Raw genomic sequence first — 19,141 nt, forward strand, 5'->3', positions numbered from 1 at the left:
GGCCCGGGTGGTCTATCCCGCCCCCGAGCGGTCCGAAACGGGGCGGGCGAGGAGAGACCATGATCGTGAAGCTCGGCGGCAAGCGTCGACTGCGTCCCTCGCGCCAGGGGCCGACCACCGGGGTTCTGGGCGGTCTCGGCGTCTCCGACCGGATCGCGGCCTTCCGCAGCCTCGGCGGAAACTGCGAGTTCGGGTTCGTGCAGCGCTATTGCGGTGCCGAGCCCTCCGGGCTGTTCCGGTTCGCCTATGCGGATGTGGAACCGCTCACGCACGCGATCGCCGACAACCTGGACAAGTATGGCGCGCCGGGCGACCTGAGCCTCGAAGAGACCGAGAGCGGAACCTATTACTGCAGGAGCGGATGCTACAATTTCTGGTACAACACCCAGACGCATGCCGACGCGGTCGACAGGAGCGCCTTCCTCGAGCGGCAGTACGGCAAGGTGGCCCACCTCAAGCGGGCGCTCCTGAGCGACCTCGCAACCGGCGAGAAGATCCTCGTCCGCAAGCCGCAGCAGGGCGAGGACGATGCCGCCTTCATGGCCCTGGCGCAAGCGATCTGGCGGCACGGACCCTCGACGGTGCTGCGCGTCACCGAGGGCGAGCCGGGCCTCCGCCGTACCTCGGGGCGGCTGCTGGAGGGCACGGTCAGACGGATCTCGCAACCGGAGCGCAACTACGAGACCGACCTCGAATCGTGGATCGGGCTCTGCGACGCCGCCTATGCGGCTCACCATGGCTTGCGTCCCGCGCCCGCAGGGCCCCTCGCCCGCCCGACGAGGCTGGCCCGCCCGGCCCGGCGCCACGACACCGGACTGCCCGGTGAGGTGTTGAACTCCTACACGACGCTCCTCGACATCCGCGCCTTCGATCCCCGCACGGTCTACGTCTTCTCCGCCTGGGTCTGGATCCCGGCGGACTTTTCGGCCGCACGCATCCTCGCCGTGATGGGAACCGAGCGCCTGGGCTGGTGCGATGCGGACCTCGGCCTGCGGGACTGCTGGCAGCGGGTCTGGGCCGCCGGCCGTGTCGCGCCCGTGGACGGAGAGCGCCCGTGCGCGGGCCTCGGCATCGTCGGCGAGCCTGGCCAGCATGTCTGGTCCTGGGGATGGGAGCTTCGCCGAGGCCCGATCCCCGCCCCGGCCGGGACGCCGACGGTTCCGGTCGAGGGCTCGTTCCTCAAACGATTGCTCGGCCGCTGAGGGCAGGCCGGGCGCGGCGGCGTCCTACATCCGCGCCGGCGTCCGGTCCTCGGCCGCCAGGTTCGAGAACCGGGTGATGTTGGCGTCGAACTGCAGTTCCACCGTGCCGGTGGGGCCGTGGCGCTGCTTGCCCAGGATCACCTCGGCCTTGCCGTGGACGCGGTTCATCTCCGCCTCCCAGGCGAAGAACTCCTCGGTGCCCTCGCGAGGCTTCTTGTTGTTGACGTAATATTCCTCGCGGAACACGAACATCACCACGTCGGCGTCCTGCTCGATGGAGCCGGATTCGCGCAGGTCCGAGAGCTGCGGGCGCTTGTCGTCGCGGTTCTCCACCTGGCGCGAAAGCTGCGACAGGGCGATGATCGGCACCGAGAGCTCCTTGGCGAGCGCCTTCATGCCGGTGGTGATCTCGGTCATCTCCTGCACGCGGTTGTCGCTGCGCTTGCCCGAGCCCGAAAGCAGTTGCAGGTAGTCGACGATGAGCACGTCGAGGCCCTTCTGGCGCTTGAGGCGGCGCGCGCGGGCGGCGAGCTGGGCGATCGAGATGCCGCCGGTCTGGTCGATGTAGAACGGGATCGACTGCATGTCCCGGGCGGCGTCGGTGATCTTGTAGAAGTCCTCCGGGCGGATGTCGCCGCGGCGGATCTTGTAGGAAGGCACGCCCGACTGCTCGGCGATGATGCGGGTGGCGAGCTGCTCGGCCGACATTTCCAGCGAGAAGAACCCGACGATGCCGCCGTTCTTGGTCTCGATGCGGCCGTCGGGCTGCTTCTCGCCCTGGTAGGCCTTGGCGATGTTGAAGGCGATGTTGGTGACGAGCGAGGTCTTGCCCATCGCCGGGCGTCCGGCGAGGATGATGAGATCCGACGATTGCAGGCCGCCCATCTTGGCGTCGAGGTCGGTGAGGCCGGTGGCGATGCCGGAGAGCTTGCCTTCGCGCTGGTAGGCCTTGGCCGCCATGTCGACGGCGGTGGTGAGCGCGTCGGAGAACTTCTGGAAGCCGCCGTCGTACTTGCCCGATTCGGCGAGTTCGTAGAGCCGGCGCTCGGTGCCCTCGATCTGGTCGCGGGGCGAGGATTCCACCGGCGCCTCGTAGGCCCCGTTGACGAGATCCTCGCCGATGGTGATGAGCCGGCGGCGGATGGCGAGATCGTAGATGGTGCGGCCGTAGTCGCCGGCGTTGATGACCGTCGTCGCCTCGGCCGCGAGGCGGGCGAGGTACTGCATCACCGTCTGGCCGCCGAGATCCGCATCGCCGAGATAGGTCTTGAGCGTGATCGGGGTCGCGAGCTTGCCCGCCTTGATCAGGGAAGTCGCCACCTCGAAGATCTTGCGGTGCACGTCCTCCATGAAGTGCTCGGGCAGGAGGAAGTCCGAGATCCGGTAGTAGGCGTCGTTGTTGACGAGGATGGCGCCGAGCAGCGCCTGCTCCGCATCGATGTTGTGGGGCGCGACGCGGAATTCCTGGGTGACCGCCTGGAGGTTGGCCGTCAGGGCATTGGGCAGGGCCATGGGCTGACTCGACGCTCCAACTCGTCAAAACCGCGCGGTCGCCGCCGCGCATCGTCGCTACCCGAAGACCATGGCCCCGGCATGGTTAGCCGATCCTTAGCCGATGGGCGCGACACGCGCCTCGCGTCTCCGGCCCGGTCACCTCAGGATGAGGGATCGGGATAGGATCGAACGCAGGAACGCCCGCCGGCTCCTTCGAACCGGCGGGCGTCCATGCTGGAACAAATGCGGAACGTGTCAAGCCCGAAGGCCGACCGTCCCCGTTGTCCACCGGGGCGAGGGGGACCTACTCGCGGTCGTCGCCGGCCTCGGCGAGCGCCGCGCCGACCTCGAGGCCGAGGTCGTCGAGGTTGAAGGCCTCTCGCTCGGTGGTCGATTCGCCACGCGCCTGACGCTCGGCCTCTTCCGGCGAACGGGCGACGTTGACGGTCACCGTCACTTCGACCTCGGGGTGCAGCACCACCGGGACGACATGGAGGCCCAGCGTCTTGATCGGCGCATTCAGGGCGAACTGGTCGCGCCCGACGGTGAAGCCCTCGGCGGTGACGACTTCGGCGAGATCGCGGGTGGAGACCGAGCCGTAGAGCACGCCGGTCTCGCCGGACTGGCGGATCAGCACGAAGCTCTTGCCCTCGAGGGTCTCGGCGACGCCCTGGGCCTCGGACTTGCGCTCGAGGTTGCGGGCCTCGAGCTGAGCGCGCTGGGTCTCGAAGTGCTTCTTGTTGTTGGAGGTGGCGCGCAGGGCCTTGCCGCGGGCCAGGAGGAAGTTGCGGGCGTAGCCGGGCTTGACGTTGACGGTCTCGCCCATCTGGCCGAGCTTGGCCACGCGCTCGAGGAGGATCACTTCCATGGTCTTTTGTCCTTGTCTGGTGGGTGGGAGATGGGCCGCCGTCCGGTGCCGGAGCGGCGGGGTTTGAGCGGGGTGTCTCAGGTCGGGCCCGCGCCTTCCTTGGGACGGCGGAGGTTGAGCGCGGAATCGGCGACGCCGAACAGGGTCAGCGCCACGAAGGCGACGCCCTGGGTCACGAACAGGATCATGTAGAGGCCGATCAGGAGCGCCCCCCGGCCCTTGCGGCCGCGGCTGCGGTCGTGGAAGGCGGCGAGCCCCTGCAGGGCGAAGGCGGCACTCAGGGCCCCCGCCAGCGCGATCCCGAGGACACCGAAGTAGCCCGGCATCAGCGCCAGGACGGCCCCCGCCCCGAGGAGGATCAGGACACGGCGCGGCATCGCCGTGGCGGGTAGGTCGGGCCACGGCCGCGGCAGGCGCCCCGAGATCTGGACGATCCGGGCCGCGGCCCAGAGGTAGAAAGTCAGCAGCAGCGCCAGTCCCTGCGCGGCCAGCCCCGGCGCGATCGCCGCCAGCGCATCGGCGACCTCGTCGGCCGAGACGGTGATCGGCGTCGTCCCGTCCGTGGCCGGGGTGGCGGGAGCATCCTGCGCCGGAGCGGAGCGATCCTGGGTCTCGGACGAACCGGGTGCGGCCGGGGCCGGGGCCGGCGTGATGCGCGCGTCGCCGCGCGTCTTCACGAGGGTGCGGGTCATCCCGCGCAGCTGGTTCTGGAAGGTCTCGTAGTTCGGCGACGCGATCACCGCGATGGCGACGAAAGCCAGGGCCGCCGTGCTCGCCGTCCAGGCCAAAAGGCGCCCGGTGGGATACCATTCCATGGTGCCGTCGGCGCCGGGACGGCCGAGCAGCGTCAGATAGGCGAGCCACCAAGCCGGCAGGGCGAGATAGGCCAGGAACCCGAGGCCGAGGAACGGCGCGATCACGAGGGCGAGCGCCAGGCTGCCCGAGACGGCGGCGGCCAGGGCGGCCTTGTGGCTCCAGCCGAGCCCGACGATGAGGATCGGCAGCGGGGCCAGCAGATAGAGCAGGATGGAGAGGGCCGTCGCCTTCAGGAGCACGCCGAACAGGAGTGCCGAGACGAGGCCCGCGCCGATGCCGATACCGAGTGACTGTTTCATTGAATCCCGCTGTCCCGCTGTCCCGGATGGGGCAGGGTTAGAGGCGAACCGCGTCGCCCCAACGACTCCCGGCGTTCCACCATGAACGCCGGTACGAAAAACCCCTCGCCGCCCCTATGCGGCGCAAGCGTGACTAAGCACCGCCGCGCGTGCGGCGGACGCCCTGGCTCGGCGAAGCCGGGCCAGGGCAGCCAACTATTTGATCACGTAGGGGAGGAAGCCGAGGAAGCGGGCGCGCTTGATCGCCTGGGCGAGCTCGCGCTGCTTCTTGGCCGACACCGCGGTGATGCGCGACGGCACGATCTTGCCGCGCTCCGAAACGTAGCGGGAGAGCAGCTTGACGTCCTTGTAGTCGATCTTGGGCGCGTTCACGCCCGAGAAAGGGCAAGTCTTGCGACGACGGAAGAACGGACGACGTCCGCCGCCGGCTCCGCCAGCAGCAGCACCACCGGCCGCAGGGGCCGCACCAGGTCCAGCACCGAATGCCATGACTTAAGCCTCCCCGCCGAAGCTGCGCTCGGGCCGGTCGCCACGATCGCCACGGTCGCCGCGATCACCCCGATCGCGGTCGCCACCGAATCCACCACCACCGCCACCGAAGCCCTCGTCGTCACGACGACGGCCGCGCTCGCGGTCCTTGCGATCGTCGCGATCGCGCTTCTGCATCATCGCAGAAGGCTCGGCCTCGAGGGCCTCGACGCGCACGGTCATGAACCGCAGCACGTCTTCGGAGATCTGCATCTGGCGCTCCATCTCCGTCAGCGCCGCCGGGGGGGCGTCGATGTTCAGGAGGGTGAAATGCGCCTTGCGGTTCTTCTTGATGCGGTAGGCGAGGGACTTGACGCCCCACATCTCGATCTTCTCGACCGTACCGCCATTGGCTTCGATGACGCCCTTGTAGGTCTCGATCATGGTCTCGACCTGCTGGGATGTCACGTCCTGGCGCGCCAGGAAGACGTGTTCGTAAAGAGGCATTGTAACGGGCCCTTCATGTCCATAGGGACCCGACGGCACCAGAAGTGCTGGAAGACGCGTCGGGCCGGCTCACACGTTCACCCGGCGCCAAGCCCTTCGAGCCGTAATGGAGGCCCGAGCGGTTGATCGAAGGCGGAGACACGGGACGACGGGAACGACTCCGGTTCGGAACCACCCCCTGCTGCCGGCAAGCCGACACCGTCCGTTCAGCCCCCAGCCGGAGCGAACGCGAGACGGGCGGATAGACGGGTTCGAACGGAAAGGCAAGTTCTGGCAGGGCAGACGCGCGGCGGGACGCGTTCGAAGGGTGCTTGTGCGCGGATGGTGTTTGCGCACGGATGGTGTTTGCGCGGGTCCGGCCGTGGCGTCATCATCGCGGGCGGCGGCGACGGAGAGCGATGACGTGAGGGTCCGGCGCGAGCCAACGGGGCGGCGACGGGCCGGCGCGATCCATTTGGGGCGACGGGCCCGGTGATCGGCCTCGTCCTGCACCGGCTCGTCCAGGCGGTCCCGACCCTGTTCCTCGTGGTGGCGGGCAGCTTCTTCCTGATGCGCCTGGCGCCCGGCGGTCCGTTCGACCTCGAACGCCCCCTCCCCCGCGCGGCGATGGAGAACCTGTCGCGCACCTACGGGCTCGACCAGCCGCTGGCGGTCCAGTTCCTGCGCTATTGCGCGGCGCTGCTGCGGGGCGACCTCGGGCCCTCGTTCTCGTTCCGCGACCTCACCGTGGCGGAACTGTTCGCCCGCGGCCTGCCGGTGTCGATGACCCTGGGCGCGCTGGCGCTGGCGCTCGCGGTCTGCGCCGGCCTCGGCCTCGGGTCGCTGGCCGCCTTGCGGCGCGGCAGCGGTTGGGACCGGGCCGTGGGTCTCATGGCCGGCACCGGCCTGTCGGTTCCCGGGTTCGTGGTGGCGCCGCTCCTGCAGATCGTGTTCGGGCTCGGGCTGGCCTGGCTGCCGGTGGGCGGCTGGGAGGGTGGCGCACCGAGCCATCTCGTCCTGCCGGCGATCACCCTGGCGCTGCCCCAGGCCGGGGCGATCGCCCGCATCGTCCGCTCCGCCCTGGTCGAGACCCTCAACGCGCCGCACGTGCGCACCCAGCGCGCCATGGGCCTGTCGCCGGCGCGCATCGCCCGCCACGCGCTGCGCGCCGCCCTGATCCCGGTGGTGGCCACCCTCGGCCCCACCGCGGCGGCGCTGCTGACGGGGTCGGTGGTGGTCGAGACGATCTTCGGCCTGCCCGGCATCGGCCGCTACTTCGTCGACGGCGCGCTCAACCGCGACTACACGCTGGTGATGGGCACGGTGGTGCTGGTGGCGGTCTTCGTGATGGTCCTCAACCTCGTCGGCGACATCGCCGCGGCCATGCTCGACCCGCGCACGCGGTCGATGCGATGACGGCGGGCGGGTCCCTTGGGCGGCTGGCGGCCGGGCGCCTCCTGCGCCGGCCCGTCGCCGTCGCGGCGCTGGCGGTGCTGACCGCCGTGGCCCTGGCCTGCCTCGTCGGCCCGCTCCTCACCGGCCACGCGCCGGGGCGGATCTACCCCGACCTCGTGCGGGTGGCGCCCGGGCCGGCGGCACACCCGCGCGGCGACGACCTTCCGGACATCCTCGCACGCCTCGCCTTCCGCATGCGCGTGCGCCTCGAGGCCGTGGTGCGGGAACCGGGCACGGTGCGCCTGACGCTCGCCGCCGACCGGCCGATCGACCCGCGCGTGCTGACCGCGCTGCCGCGCTCGGACCTGTTCGGTACGCCCGTCGTCCTGTCGCGCGCGGAGGACGGGCGCGGCCTCGTCGTCTCGGTCCCCGTGCGCCGGCTCCACTTCCTCCTGGGCACCGATGCGCTCGGGCGCGACATCCTCACCCGCAGCCTGGTCGCCGGCCGGGTCTCGCTACTGATCGGCCTCGTCGCCACCGCCGTCGCGCTCCTCGTGGGCGTCGCCTACGGCGCCGTGGCGGGGTTTTCCGGCGGCACGCTCGATGCGGTGATGATGCGGATCGTCGACATCCTCTACGCGCTGCCGTTCGTGTTCTTCGTGATCGTCCTGCTGGTGTTCTTCCGGGCGAACCTCGTGCTCATCCTGGCGGCGATCGCGGCGGTGGAATGGCTCGACATGGCCCGGCTGGTGCGCGCCCAGACCCGAGCCCTGCGCCACCGCGACTTCGTGCGCGCCGCCGAGGCGCTCGGGCGGTCGCGCGCCGCGATCCTCGCCCGCCACGTCGTCCCCAACACCCTGGGGGTCGTGGTAGTGGCCGCGACCTCGCTGGTGCCGCGGGTGATCCTGCTGGAGAGCTTCCTCTCGTTCCTCGGGCTCGGGGTCCAGGAGCCCGAGACGAGTTGGGGAGCCCTCGTCGCCGACGGTGCCCGCTCCCTCGAGACGGCGCCCTGGATGCTGGCCGGTCCGGCCGCCTTCCTGGTCGCGACGCTGGTCTCGCTCAACCTGATCGGCGACGCCCTGTCCGACGCCCTCGATCCGCGCCTGCGCGACCTCAGCGCGGTGTGACCAGGGGCTGGTAGACGATCCGCACGACGCGGCCGTCGGTGTTTCCCGACACGGCGGTGGCGCCCGTCGCGGCGGGATCGTCGGGCGGCGGCTTCGCCTCGCCGCCCCTGAACGCGGCGGTGAAGAGAGCGGCCAGGACGACGACGAACAGGATTTCGGAGGAGCGTGGACGCGGCATGGGGCGGACCCGTGGGGACGCCGCCAGCATGAGCCGGACCGGTAAAGGCAAAAGCGGAACGAAAGCGATTCGCCTCGACTTCTCCACCCGTCTCTCACAGCAGCGTTAACGAGGTGTCGATGGCGACCAGGGTTGAAACGGCGGCGAGCCCGGAGCGCGTCCCGATGGGGACGGTGATCGACACCGACGTCTCGGCCCGTCTCGACCGGCTGCCCTGGGGCAGGTTCCACGTCCTCGTCATCGTGGCGCTCGGGATCACCTGGGTGCTCGACGGCCTCGAGGTGACGCTGGCCGGTTCGCTGGTGGGCGCGCTACGCAAGGAGCCGATGAGCTTCACCGAGTTCGACGTCGGGCTCGCGGCCAGCTCCTACCTCATCGGCGCCGTCACCGGGGCGCTCGGCTTCGGCTGGCTCACCGACCGGATCGGGCGCAAGAAGCTGTTCTTCATCACCCTCGCCCTCTACCTCGTGGCCACCGCCGCCACTGGCCTGTCGTGGGACATCTACAGCTTCTGCATCTTCCGCTTCCTCACCGGCGCCGGCATCGGCGGCGAGTACACCGCCATCAATTCCACCATCCAGGAGCTGGTGCCGGCCCGCGTGCGCGGCTGGACCGACCTCGTCATCAACGGCTCGTTCTGGATCGGTGCGGCGGGCGGCTCCGTCCTGTCGATCGTGCTGCTGCGCGCCGACGTGATCGACCCGAACTGGGGCTGGCGCGTCGCCTTCTTCATCGGCGGCGGCGTCGGACTCGCCATCCTTCTCCTGCGGTCGTGGATTCCCGAGAGCCCGCGCTGGCTCGCCACCCACGGCTACATCGCCGAGGCCGACCGGGTGGTGTCGGGCATCGAGAAGCGCTTCACCGACGAGGGCCACACCCTGCCCCCGATCGACGAGGCCAAGCGCTACAAGATCAAGACCCGCAGCCACACGCCCCTGTCGGAGGTGTTCGGCACCATGCTGGTGGGCCACCGCAAGCAGACCCTGGTCGGCCTCGCCCTGATGATCGCGCAGGCGTTCTTCTACAACGCCCTGTTCTTCACCTACGCGCTGGTGCTGCAGCGGTTCTACGGCGTGCCCGGCGAGCACGTCGGCTGGTACCTGCTGCCCTTCGCCCTCGGCTCCTTCCTCGGGCCGGTGCTGCTGGGGCGCCTGTTCGACACGATCGGGCGGCGGCAGATGATCGCCTTCACCTACGGCATCTCGGCGGTGTTGCTCGCCGTCACCGGCTACCTCTTCAAGATCGAGGTGTTCGGGCCGGTCGGCCAGACCGCGGCCTGGATGGTGGTGTTCTTCTTCGCCTCGGCCGCCGCCAGCGCGGCCTATCTCACCGTGGCCGAGACCTTCCCGCTGGAAATCCGGGCCCTGGCCATCGCGGTGTTCTATGCGCTGGGCACCGGCATCGGCGGCGTCTCGGGCCCGCTGCTGTTCGGCGCCCTGGTGGAGACCGGTTCGCGCGACAACGTGCTAATCGGCTACGGCATCGGCGCGGCGCTGATGCTGTTCGCGGCCATCGTCGGGGGCATCTGGGGCACGGCCGCCGAGGGCAAGTCCCTGGAGGAGGTCTCCAAGCCGCTGGCGGCGGCCTGATCCGCGCCGCCGGGGCCGGGCGGCCCGCCGTCCCGCCTCAGCGGTCGCGCCTGTGCGCGAAGAAGGTTCGCAGCAACGCCGCGCCCTCGGCCTCGCGAAAACCGCCGTAGACCTCCGGCGCGTGGTGGCAGGTCGGCTGGTTGAACACCCGCGGCCCGTGCTCGACGCCGCCGCCCTTGGGGTCGGACGCCGAGAAGTAGAGCCGGCGGATGCGCGCCAGCGAGATCGCGCCCGCGCACATCGGGCACGGCTCCAGGGTCACGTAGAGGTCGCAACCCACCAGCCGCTCGTCGCCGACGGCGGCGCAGGCCGCGCGGATCGCCAGGATCTCGGCATGGGCGGTGGGATCGGCCAGGGCGCGGGGCCGGTTGCCCGCCACGGCCAGCACCGTGCCGCCGCGCAGCACGACGGCACCCACCGGCACCTCGCCGGCATCGGCGGCCGCGCGGGCGGCCGCGAAGGCCAGGTCGAACGGATCGTTGCCGGAGGAAAAAGGGATCGGATCGCTCACGGGCACGTTCCTAAGCCCCGGTCGGTTTCCGGGCAAACCCGCCGGCCGAACCGGCCATCGATCTGCGACAGGCAATGTTAATGGTCGGAACATTGCCGGCCCGACTGGGTTGACCCGACGACGCGGCCAAGTCTTCGACGACAGACGTCGACTAGGACGAGGGCCCGCCAACGACAGTTGAGGAGCGCATCATGAGCAGCACCACCGACAAGATCAAAGGTCTCGCCAACGAAGCCGTCGGCAACGTCAAGCAGGGCATCGGCGACGTCACCGATAACGACAAGCTGAAGGCCGAGGGCAAGGCCCAGGAAATCAAGGGCGAGACCCAGAAGACGGTCGGCGACGCCAAGGACGGCGTCAAGAACGCAGCCGACGCGGTCAAGAACAAGATCTGATCGTACCTCGAACAGCCCGGCTCGGACGGCCCCATGCCCTGAGCCGGGCATCCTGATCCTCGGATCATCGCAGCGCCGTTCGTCAGCGACGGCACGAACCGGACGGAGAACACCATGATCGGTTGGGCAGTCACCTTCCTCGTCGTCGCGCTCGTCGCGGCACTCCTCGGCTTCGGTGGTATCGCCGGCACTGCGATGGAGGCCGCCAAGATCGTCTTCTTCGTGGCGATCGCGCTGTTCCTGATCTCGGCGGTGTTCGGCGTCATCCGCGGGCGCTCGCCCAGGATCTAGTGTCGGTCTTCGGCCGACGGAGTGGGACAGAGGCGGCTTCGGCCGCCTTTTTCTCGTCCGGCTCGGCCGTTCGTCGCGTCGTGGCCATCTCGCAACCGTGAACCCTCTCTGTTATGGGGCGGGGATGAGCGACGACACAGACGATACGACGGGCGGGTCCGACGACACGCGCGATCCCACCACGACGCCTCCGGCGGTCGAGCGCGAAGACGCTGGCCGCGAAGCCGCGACGGCGCCTTGGGCCCCGACCACCGATGCCGGCGTGCCCGGCGATTCGGCCGAGGAGAAGCCCAAGCCCCGCAAGGCCGCAGCCCCCGCCCGCGGCGGCGACGCGCCCCTGCGGCGCCGGACCGAGCCGGCGCCCAAGCCCAAGCCGGCCGCCTCCGACGAGCCGACGCCGGAGGGTGACCGCATCGCCAAGGTGGTCGCACGGGCCGGCATCGCCTCCCGCCGCGACGTCGAGGCCATGATCGAGCAAGGCCGCGTCAGCCTGAACGGCCGGGTGCTCGACTCGCCGGCGATCAACGTCACCGATGCGGACGTCATCACCGTCGACGGCGAGCCGCTGCCGATCCGCGAGCGCACCCGGCTCTGGATCTTCCACAAGCCGCGCGGCCTCGTCACCACGGCCCGCGACCCGGAAGGTCGCCAGACCGTGTTCGAATCGCTGCCCGAGGACCTGCCGCGGGTGGTGGCGATCGGCCGGCTCGACATCAACACCGAAGGGCTGCTGCTGCTCACCAACGACGGCGGCCTCGCCAAGGTGATCGCGCATCCCGACACCGGCTGGCTGCGGCGCTACCGGGTGCGGGCCCATGGCGACACCAGCCAGGCCGAACTCGACAAGCTGCGCAAGGGCGTCACCATCGACGGCATGGACTACGGCCCGGTCGATGCCGTGCTCGACCGCTCGTCGGGCGACAACCTCTGGATCACGCTGGGCCTGCGCGAGGGCAAGAACCGAGAGGTCAAGCGCATCCTCGAACACCTCGGGCTGGCCGTGAACCGGCTGATCCGGCTGTCGTTCGGGCCGTTCCAACTCGGCGACCTCGAAGTTGGCCTCGTCGAGGAGATCAAGACCAAGGTCCTCAAGGAGCAGCTCGGCCCGGCGCTGTCCGAACAGGCCGGCGTCGATTTCGCGAGCCCGGTGCGCGAGCCGATCGCTCCGTTCGGATCGCCCAAGCCGCAGGCCAAGCAGCCCGCCCGTTCGGCCTCGGCCGCCCGGGGCGCCGAACGGCGCCAGTCCGACGACGAGGCACCGCGCCCGGCGCGATCCTACGGCGAGCGCGCGCCCTCCCGTGGCGGCGACCGCCCGGTCCGCGGCCCCACCGCTCCCGCCAGGGTTCCCACCGGAGGCTCCGGTGCCGGGCCGCGCCGCTCGGTCTGGCGCTCCGAGGAGGAGGCATCGGCGCAGGACGCCCCCCGCCGCGTCAAGGTTCCCCGCCGTGGCGCGGACCCGAAGGTCGAGCGCGAGACGGCGGCCGCCCGCGGTCGCGAGCGCGTCGGCGCCATCCAGACCGGCGAGCGCCGGGTGCTGGTGGAGCGCCTGAAGGCGACGCCCCAGGAAGCCGCGCCCGAGCCGCATCGCCGCGACCGTGGTGCGCGCCGGGATGCGCCGGAGGGCGATGCCCGCCCGCAGCGCGCGCGAACCGACGGTCACGAGCCGGCCCGCGCGCCGCGGGCGTTCACGCCCAAGCCGGCGTTCCGGCGGGACGACCGCGACGACCGTCCCGCCCGCCGCTTCGAGGGCGACGCCCGCCCACCGCGGCGGGACGACCAGCCCCGAAGCGCCGGCCGACCGGAGGGCGACGCACGTCCGCCCCGCCGCGATGCCGGACCACGGCCGTTCGGCCGCGACGGTGCGCCGGGCGCCCCCCGCCAGGATCGCGGCGGGGAGCGTGGCGAACGCCGCGGCCCGCCGGCCGGCGAGCGTCCCCGCAGCTTCGCACCCTCGGGTGACCGCGACGGCGCCAGGGACCATGGCGACCGTCCCGGTGGCGGCGATCGCGGCGGCTACAAGGGTGCCGGCGCCAAGCCCGGTGGTTTCAAGACCGGTGGATTCAAGGCGGGCGGCGAGCGACCGGGCGGGGACCGCGGCGGCTTCAAGGCCGGCGGCAAGCCGGGGGGCTTCAAGGCCGGCGGGGCCAAGCCGGGCGGCTTCGGCGCCAGGCCCGGGGGAGCCAAGCCCGGAGGTTTCGGGGCCAAGCCCGGAGGCTTCGGGGCCAAGCCCGGAGGCGCCAAGCCGGGTGGCCGTCCCGGCGGCGGGGCGGGTCGTCCGCCGCGCGGTGGTTCGCGGTGAGGATCGTCGGCGGCGCCCATCGCGGGCGCCGGCTCGCGACCCCGAAGACCGATGCGATCCGTCCCACGTCGGATCGCCTGCGCGAAGCCGTCTTCAACGTCCTGATGCATGCCTACGACGACCCCGTCACAGGCGCGCGGGTGCTCGACCTGTTCGCCGGCACCGGGGCACTCAGCTTCGAGGCTCTGTCACGCGGAGCCGCCTACGCCCTGCTGGTCGACGACGGCGCCGAGGCGCGCGGCCTGATCCGCGACAACATCGAGGCGTTCGGGGCTGAAGGCGTGACACGCTTGTTCCGGCGCGACGCGACCAAGCTCGGACCGGTGGGCACCAGCGGCACGTTCTCGCTCGCCTTTTGCGATCCGCCCTACGGCCGCGACCTCGCCCCTGCGGCCCTGGCGTCGGCGGCCGAGGGCGGCTGGCTGGCGCCGGGCGCCCTCGTGGTGGTGGAGGAGGCCGCCAGCGCCTTGGTCGGACTGCCGGCCGGCTTCACGGAACTCGAACGGCGCCTCTATGGCGAGACGGCGATCGCAATCGTCCGGTTCGCGACAGGCTGACGGGCCTTAACGGGGCGCGTCGGTGCCCAGCACCACGCGGGCGTCGGCGGCCAGTTGCCGTTCGGTCCGTCGCGGTTCCAGGTTGTCGAGCGCCATGCGGCGCAGGCCGAGCCACAGCAGGACGAGCGAGGCCAGCAGGAAGGGACCGGCGACGATGACCGCCGCCAGCGGCTCCGACCCGACGAGGACGGCGAGCCCCTTCACCACGGCGGCGAGGACCAGGAAGAAGCTGACGATCACCAGGAGGACGGCCGTGCCCAGGAGGGTGACGAGTCCGAGGATGGCGCGGATGTTCCCCGTGGTCTCGATCTGCGCCAAGGCCAGGGTCTGACGCAGATGCTCGGCGCCCAGGCGCAGCGCCTGCCCGAGGAGGGCAGGAAGGGACTCCGAGGGCCGCTCCGCCATGATCCGTCCCACCCTCGCCCGTCACCCACCGCCCGAATTGCGGCCACGCTCGCTCAACGAAACCCGGGCGCCGCCGTTCCCGGGCCGTCGCCATCCCGGACCCGTCTGCCACAAGCCTGTGCAAGGACGCGCGCCGTGGGCGCGGGCGGCGAAGACCGGGGCCTGTCCCGCCCTTGCCTTCCGGGGGTCGCTTCGCCAAGTTGAGGCCCCGTCCTCGGGCCCTCGCGGCTGCGGCGAGCTTTTTTTCAAAGACCACGAGTTTTCGAGATGAGAGTCACAGTCGAGCGTGCGGCCCTGCTTCGGTCGCTCGGCCACGTCCACCGGGTGGTGGAACGCCGCAACACGATTCCGATCCTCTCGAACGTGCTCCTGCGCAGCGGCCCCGAGGGCCTGCAACTCAAGGCGACCGACCTCGACATCGAGGTCACGGAAACGATCGCCGCGGACGTCGCCGATCCCGGCGCCACCACGGTTCCCGCCCACGTCATCTACGACATCGTCCGCAAGCTGCCCGACGGCGCTCAGGTCTCCCTGGAGACGAGCGGCGAGACCGGGCAGATGACCATCCGCTCGGGCCGTTCGCGCTTCTCGCTCGGCGCCCTGCCCGAGGGCGACTTCCCCGACCTCGCGGCGGGCGAGCTCCCGCACGGCTTCGCCCTGGCGGCCTCCGACCTCAAGCGCCTGATCGAGAAGACGCAGTTCGCGATCTCGACGGAGGAGACGCGCTACTACCTGAACGGCATCTACCTCCACACCCTCGACGTCGACGGTGCGCTCAAGATGCGCGCCGTGGCCACCGACGGCCACCGCCTGGCGCGGGTCGAGATCGATGCGCCGGAGGGCAGCCGCGGCATGCCCGGCATCATCGTGCCGCGAAAGGCCGTGGCCGAGATCATCAAGCTCGTGGAGGACGGCGGCGAGGGCGTCGAGATCGACCTGTCGCCGGCCAAGATCCGCTTCCGCTTCGCCAGCGGCGTGGTGCTGATCTCCAAGCTCATCGACGGCACCTTCCCCGACTACCAGCGAGTGATCCCGGCCGGGAACGACAAGTTCCTCACCGTGGAGCGCGAGCCCTTCGCCCGCGCGGTCGACCGCGTCTCGACGATCTCCTCCGAGCGCGGGCGGGCGGTGAAGCTCAGCGTGCAGGAGGGGCGCCTGGCGCTGTCCGTCAACAACCCGGACTCGGGCAGCGCCACGGAGGAGCTCGACGTGGACTACGAGGCCGGGGCCCTCGATATCGGCTTCAACGCCCGCTACCTCCTCGACATCACGGGCCAGCTCGAAGGCGACACCGCCCTGTTCAAGCTCGCCGATCCCGGCTCGCCGACCCTGATCCAGGACCGCGAGGGCGCGGCCGCCCTCTACGTTCTGATGCCGATGCGGGTGTGAGGGGGAGCCAGCCGCCCATCGCGCCGGACCAGGATCGACCGACAGACCAGGGCGGGCAGCTTCGGCTCACCCGGCTGACCTGCCGGGACTTTCGCAACCACGCCGACCTCGAACTTGGGCTGAACCGCCGCTTCGTGGCGCTGGTCGGTGAGAACGGTGCGGGCAAGACCAACCTCTTGGAGGCGATCTCGCTGTTCTCGCCCGGCCGCGGCCTGCGCCGGGCCGAGTTCGCCGGCATGGCCCGCACCGGCGGTACCGGCGGCTTCGCCGTTTCAATGGGTCTCACGAGCGGCGAGGACGAGCACCGGGTCGGTACCGGCTACGAGCCCGCCGGGCTCGACACCCGCGCCACCCGGCTGTGCCGGGTCGACGGGGGAAGCGTACCATCCCCCATCGCCTTCAGCGAGTTCCTGCGCGTGGTCTGGCTGACCCCCGACCTCGACGGGCTGTTCCGCGGGCCGGCCGGCGACCGCCGCCGCTTCCTGGACCGGCTGGTGCTCGCGGTCGATGCCAGTCACGGCGCCCGCGTCGGTGCCCTGGAACGGGCCCTGCGCTCGCGCAACCGCCTGCTCGACGAGCGCCCGGACGACGGGCGCTGGCTCGACGCGATCGAGCGGGAGGTAGCCGAACTCGCCGTTGCCGTGGCACTGGCCCGCCGCGAGACCGCCGAGCGCCTCGACCGCCTGATCGCGGAGGGCCGCGACGACGGCCAGCCCTTCCCCTGGGCGGGCGTGCGGTTGGAGGGCGACATGGACGACCTCGTCGCCGTCTGGCCGGCCATCGAGGCGGAGGATCGCTACCGGCAGACGCTCCGGCAGGGTCGCCAGCGTGACAGGGCCGCCGGCCGCACCCTCAACGGCCCCCAGACCACCGACCTCGTCGTCCGCCACGGCCCCAAGGACGTGCCGGCCGCCACCGCCTCCACCGGCGAGCAGAAGGCCCTGCTGATCGGCCTCGTACTCGCCCATGCCCGGCTGGTGCAGGCGATGTGCGGCCTGGCGCCGGTCGTCCTCCTCGACGAGGTCGCCGCCCACCTCGACCCGCGCCGCCGCGCCGGCCTGTTCGACGCCCTCGACGCCCTGCCGGGCCAGGTCTGGATGACGGGGGCGGACCCCGCCCTGTTCGCGGATCTCGACGGCAGGGCGGACGTGATCCGGGTGGTGGACGGGCGCGTGGTGCAGGGCGGAGCCTGACGCGGCCGTTCGGGGTGTGGGCTCCTCCGGGTCACTCCAACCGCACCACGACGCTGTCGCTGGCGCCCGCGGCATCCATCACCGAGATCCGGGCGAAGCCGGTACCGTCGGGCACCCAGGCGGATTGGCGCCGGGCGCTGTCGGCCACCGGCAGGCCGTTGGCCATCCAGGTCAGCGGCGGCACCCCGCCCAGCGCCTTGAGGGCCAGCGGCGCGGCAGCGGCCTCCGCCAGGCCGAGGTCGATCCGCGCCCCGTCGGGCGGGTAGGCGATGCGCAGGGCGGCGCCCTGGCTCGCCGCCAGGGTCTTGGGCACGTCCCTGCGGATGTGGCGCAGGGGCGGGGGCAGCGACAGCGTGTTGGCCACCAGCGCCTCGCGGGCGAGCGGCACCGGCTCGGGCTCACCGCCGTAGCGGGAGAAGGCGTCGAACAGGACCGGTGCCGCCACGAGGCGCCCGACGAGGCCGGGCACGGCGTTGCCGTCCGGCCGCCCGACCCAGACGGCGATCGTCACGCGCCGGTCGAACCCCACCGCCACGGCATCGCGATAACCGTAGGAGGTGCCGGTCTTGTAGGCGATGCGGTTGGGCAGGGCGTTCTCCGGCGGCGGCGCCCCGCGCAGGATGTCGGCGACATAGGAAGCCGCCACCGGCTCGGCGATCCGCGTCTCGGGGCCCGGCACCTCGCCGAGGCGGCGCAGGAGAGCCGGCACGCCGCCGCCGCGGGCGAGCCCGGAGAACAGCCGGGCGGTATCGGCGAGCGTGATGCCGAGACCGCCGAGCGCCACCGGCAGGCCGGGCGCGGTGTCGCGCGGCAGGTCGATCCGCGCGCCCGCCGCGCGCAGGCGGGCGACGAAGCGCGCCGCCCCCACCGCCTCCAGCAGGTCCACCGCCGGCACGTTGAGGGAGAGTTGCAGCGCGCGCCGGGCCGTGACCACGCCCTGGTAGCCGAGGTCGAAGTTCTCGGGGGCATAGGAACCGGCAAAGCGCACCGGCCGGTCTTCGAGCAGCGTCTCGGGATGGGCGATCCCCCCCTCGAAGGCGAGCGCGTAGATGAAGGGCTTGAGGGCGGACCCCGGCGAGCGGATGGCACCCGTCATGTCGATGGCGCCCATGCGCGAGGCATCGGTGTAGCCGGGGCTGCCGACCTGGGCGATCACCGCGCCGGTGGCGTTGTCGATGGCCAGAATCGCCGCCGAGATCCCCGGTCCGACCGCGGCGGCACGCTCGGTCGCCAGGGCTTCGAGGCTGGCCTGCAGGCGCCCGTCGAGGGTCAGGCGCACCACCGGTGCGGCGGGTTCGGCCGCGAGCGCCGCGTCGGCGGCATGGGCCGCGAGCATCGGGAACAGCCGTCGGCCGGCGGGCACCGGCTCGGCCTTGGCCGCCCGTGCTTCGGCCGGCGTGATGATCCCTTGGGCCGCGACCCGGTCGAGGACGCGGTCGCGGGCGCGGCCGGCGCGTTCGGGGAACCGGTCGGGCCGGCGGGTCTCGGGGGATTGCGGCAGGCCGACCAGGAGGGCGGCCTCCGCGAAGGACAGGCGCGCCGGCTCGCGGCCGAAATAGGCCAGGCTCGCCGCCCGCAGGCCCTCCACCGGGCCGCCGTAGGGGGCGAGCGTGAGGTAAAGGTCGAGGACGCCGGCCTTGCCGAGTCGGCGCTCCAGTTGCACCGCGCGGACCATCTGCCGGAGCTTGGCCGACAGCGACCGCTCGGGTCGCGGCTCGACGAGGCGGGCGACCTGCATCGACAGGGTCGATCCCCCCGATACGATGCGGCCGACGACGAGCCATTGCCAGGCCGCGCGCAGGGTCGCCGCCGGGTCGAGGCCGGGGTGGTCGGCAAAACGCTTGTCCTCGTAGGCCACCAGCATGGCGAGCATGCGCGGATCGACCTCGGCGGCGGTCAGCGGCAGCCGCCAGCGTCCGTCGGCGGTGGCATAGGGGCGCAGCAACCGCCCGTCGCGGTCGAGGACGACGGTGGAGCGCTGCGCGGCTTGCGTGAGGTCGAGGGGCGGGAGGGTGACGACGAAGCGCCAGAGGACGAGACCCGCCGCCATGGTGGCGACCACGACCAGCAGCGCCAGACTGTGGAGGAGGCGGCGCATCCCTCCCCGCATCAGATCTCAGTCAGACTCGAAATCCGCGCGCCATCGCCCGAGTCGGGCAAGCCCGACTGGGGCGGGGGA

19 protein-coding genes are annotated in these 19,141 nt (G+C 71.6%); 10 read left to right on the top strand and 9 right to left on the bottom strand.

Annotated elements, in window-relative coordinates; translation table 11 throughout:
- The first annotated feature begins 59 nt into the window (after positions 1-59).
- Positions 60-1,202: a hypothetical protein gene (locus tag ASG40_RS00100; RefSeq protein WP_055878590.1), complete on the top strand. Its 1,143-nt coding sequence runs from the start codon at positions 60-62 to the stop codon at positions 1,200-1,202.
- A 24-nt stretch (positions 1,203-1,226) separates the two neighbouring features.
- Here ASG40_RS00100 and ASG40_RS00105 read toward each other — a convergent pair whose 3' ends face one another.
- From ASG40_RS00105 to rpsF, 5 genes are all read right to left on the bottom strand, one after another.
- A complete protein-coding gene (locus tag ASG40_RS00105) occupies positions 1,227-2,714 on the bottom strand; it encodes a replicative DNA helicase (RefSeq protein ID WP_055878593.1) in 1,488 nt (495 codons plus the stop codon).
- Positions 2,715-3,000: 286 nt separating this feature from the next.
- Positions 3,001-3,564, bottom strand: coding sequence for a 50S ribosomal protein L9 (gene rplI, locus ASG40_RS00110; RefSeq protein WP_055878596.1), 564 nt, complete (start codon positions 3,562-3,564; stop codon positions 3,001-3,003).
- A 77-nt stretch (positions 3,565-3,641) separates the two neighbouring features.
- The gene (locus tag ASG40_RS00115) at positions 3,642-4,679 is read right to left on the bottom strand and encodes a DUF2232 domain-containing protein (RefSeq protein WP_055878598.1); all 1,038 of its coding nucleotides are present in this window, start codon (positions 4,677-4,679) and stop codon (positions 3,642-3,644) included.
- Between the two features lie 195 nt (positions 4,680-4,874).
- The gene (gene rpsR / locus ASG40_RS00120; RefSeq protein WP_055878603.1) at positions 4,875-5,168 is read right to left on the bottom strand and encodes a 30S ribosomal protein S18; all 294 of its coding nucleotides are present in this window, start codon (positions 5,166-5,168) and stop codon (positions 4,875-4,877) included.
- Between the two features lie 3 nt (positions 5,169-5,171).
- A complete protein-coding gene (gene rpsF / locus ASG40_RS00125; RefSeq protein ID WP_055878607.1) occupies positions 5,172-5,654 on the bottom strand; it encodes a 30S ribosomal protein S6 in 483 nt (160 codons plus the stop codon).
- A 471-nt stretch (positions 5,655-6,125) separates the two neighbouring features.
- Between rpsF and ASG40_RS00130 the strand changes: the two genes are divergently transcribed.
- Both ASG40_RS00130 and ASG40_RS00135 read left to right on the top strand, forming a co-directional pair.
- A complete protein-coding gene (locus ASG40_RS00130) occupies positions 6,126-7,049 on the top strand; it encodes an ABC transporter permease (protein WP_055878610.1) in 924 nt (307 codons plus the stop codon).
- Positions 7,046-8,155, top strand: coding sequence for an ABC transporter permease (locus ASG40_RS00135; RefSeq protein ID WP_055878613.1), 1,110 nt, complete (start codon positions 7,046-7,048; stop codon positions 8,153-8,155). The genes ASG40_RS00130 and ASG40_RS00135 overlap by 4 nt, the downstream gene beginning before the upstream one ends.
- On the opposite strand, the gene ASG40_RS00140 is transcribed toward ASG40_RS00135, so the two are convergent.
- Positions 8,142-8,333 carry a hypothetical protein gene (locus ASG40_RS00140; RefSeq protein ID WP_055878615.1) on the bottom strand — a complete coding sequence of 64 codons (192 nt, stop codon included), beginning with the start codon at positions 8,331-8,333 and terminating at the stop codon, positions 8,142-8,144. The two genes, ASG40_RS00135 and ASG40_RS00140, sit on opposite strands and share 14 nt — an antisense overlap.
- A 119-nt stretch (positions 8,334-8,452) precedes the next feature.
- Here ASG40_RS00140 and ASG40_RS00145 point away from each other — a divergent pair, with 119 nt between their 5' ends.
- Complete coding sequence (locus tag ASG40_RS00145) at positions 8,453-9,922, top strand: MFS transporter (RefSeq protein WP_055878618.1); 1,470 nt, start codon at positions 8,453-8,455, stop codon at positions 9,920-9,922.
- Positions 9,923-9,959: 37 nt separating this feature from the next.
- Here the strand turns inward: ASG40_RS00145 and ASG40_RS00150 are convergent, their stop codons facing one another.
- Positions 9,960-10,433: a nucleoside deaminase gene (locus tag ASG40_RS00150; protein ID WP_055878621.1), complete on the bottom strand. Its 474-nt coding sequence runs from the start codon at positions 10,431-10,433 to the stop codon at positions 9,960-9,962.
- Between the two features lie 191 nt (positions 10,434-10,624).
- Here ASG40_RS00150 and ASG40_RS00155 point away from each other — a divergent pair, with 191 nt between their 5' ends.
- The 4 genes from ASG40_RS00155 (at position 10,625) to rsmD (ending at position 13,975) form a co-directional block, all read left to right on the top strand.
- A complete protein-coding gene (locus tag ASG40_RS00155; protein WP_055878625.1) occupies positions 10,625-10,828 on the top strand; it encodes a CsbD family protein in 204 nt (67 codons plus the stop codon).
- A gap of 114 nt (positions 10,829-10,942) precedes the next feature.
- Positions 10,943-11,119, top strand: a complete 177-nt coding sequence (locus tag ASG40_RS20100; protein WP_082494260.1) for a DUF1328 domain-containing protein — start codon at positions 10,943-10,945, stop codon at positions 11,117-11,119.
- Positions 11,120-11,243: 124 nt separating this feature from the next.
- Complete coding sequence (locus ASG40_RS00160) at positions 11,244-13,418, top strand: pseudouridine synthase (protein ID WP_082523824.1); 2,175 nt, start codon at positions 11,244-11,246, stop codon at positions 13,416-13,418.
- A complete protein-coding gene (gene rsmD, locus ASG40_RS00165) occupies positions 13,415-13,975 on the top strand; it encodes a 16S rRNA (guanine(966)-N(2))-methyltransferase RsmD (RefSeq protein WP_055878628.1) in 561 nt (186 codons plus the stop codon). The genes ASG40_RS00160 and rsmD overlap by 4 nt, the downstream gene beginning before the upstream one ends.
- A 6-nt stretch (positions 13,976-13,981) precedes the next feature.
- On the opposite strand, the gene ASG40_RS00170 is transcribed toward rsmD, so the two are convergent.
- Positions 13,982-14,380: a phage holin family protein gene (locus ASG40_RS00170; RefSeq protein ID WP_055878631.1), complete on the bottom strand. Its 399-nt coding sequence runs from the start codon at positions 14,378-14,380 to the stop codon at positions 13,982-13,984.
- 267 nt (positions 14,381-14,647) lie between these two features.
- Between ASG40_RS00170 and dnaN the strand changes: the two genes are divergently transcribed.
- Positions 14,648-15,769, top strand: a complete 1,122-nt coding sequence (dnaN, locus tag ASG40_RS00175) for a DNA polymerase III subunit beta (RefSeq protein ID WP_055878633.1) — start codon at positions 14,648-14,650, stop codon at positions 15,767-15,769.
- A complete protein-coding gene (gene recF, locus ASG40_RS00180) occupies positions 15,766-16,962 on the top strand; it encodes a DNA replication/repair protein RecF (protein WP_443136569.1) in 1,197 nt (398 codons plus the stop codon). Before dnaN ends, recF begins: the two co-directional genes overlap by 4 nt.
- 31 nt (positions 16,963-16,993) lie before the next feature.
- On the opposite strand, the gene pbpC is transcribed toward recF, so the two are convergent.
- Positions 16,994-19,060 carry a penicillin-binding protein 1C gene (gene pbpC / locus ASG40_RS00185; protein WP_244480491.1) on the bottom strand — a complete coding sequence of 689 codons (2,067 nt, stop codon included), beginning with the start codon at positions 19,058-19,060 and terminating at the stop codon, positions 16,994-16,996.
- Between the last annotated feature and the right edge of the window lie 81 nt (positions 19,061-19,141).

Source organism: Methylobacterium sp. Leaf399 (assembly GCF_001424525.1).
GTDB lineage: Bacteria > Pseudomonadota > Alphaproteobacteria > Rhizobiales > Beijerinckiaceae > Methylobacterium.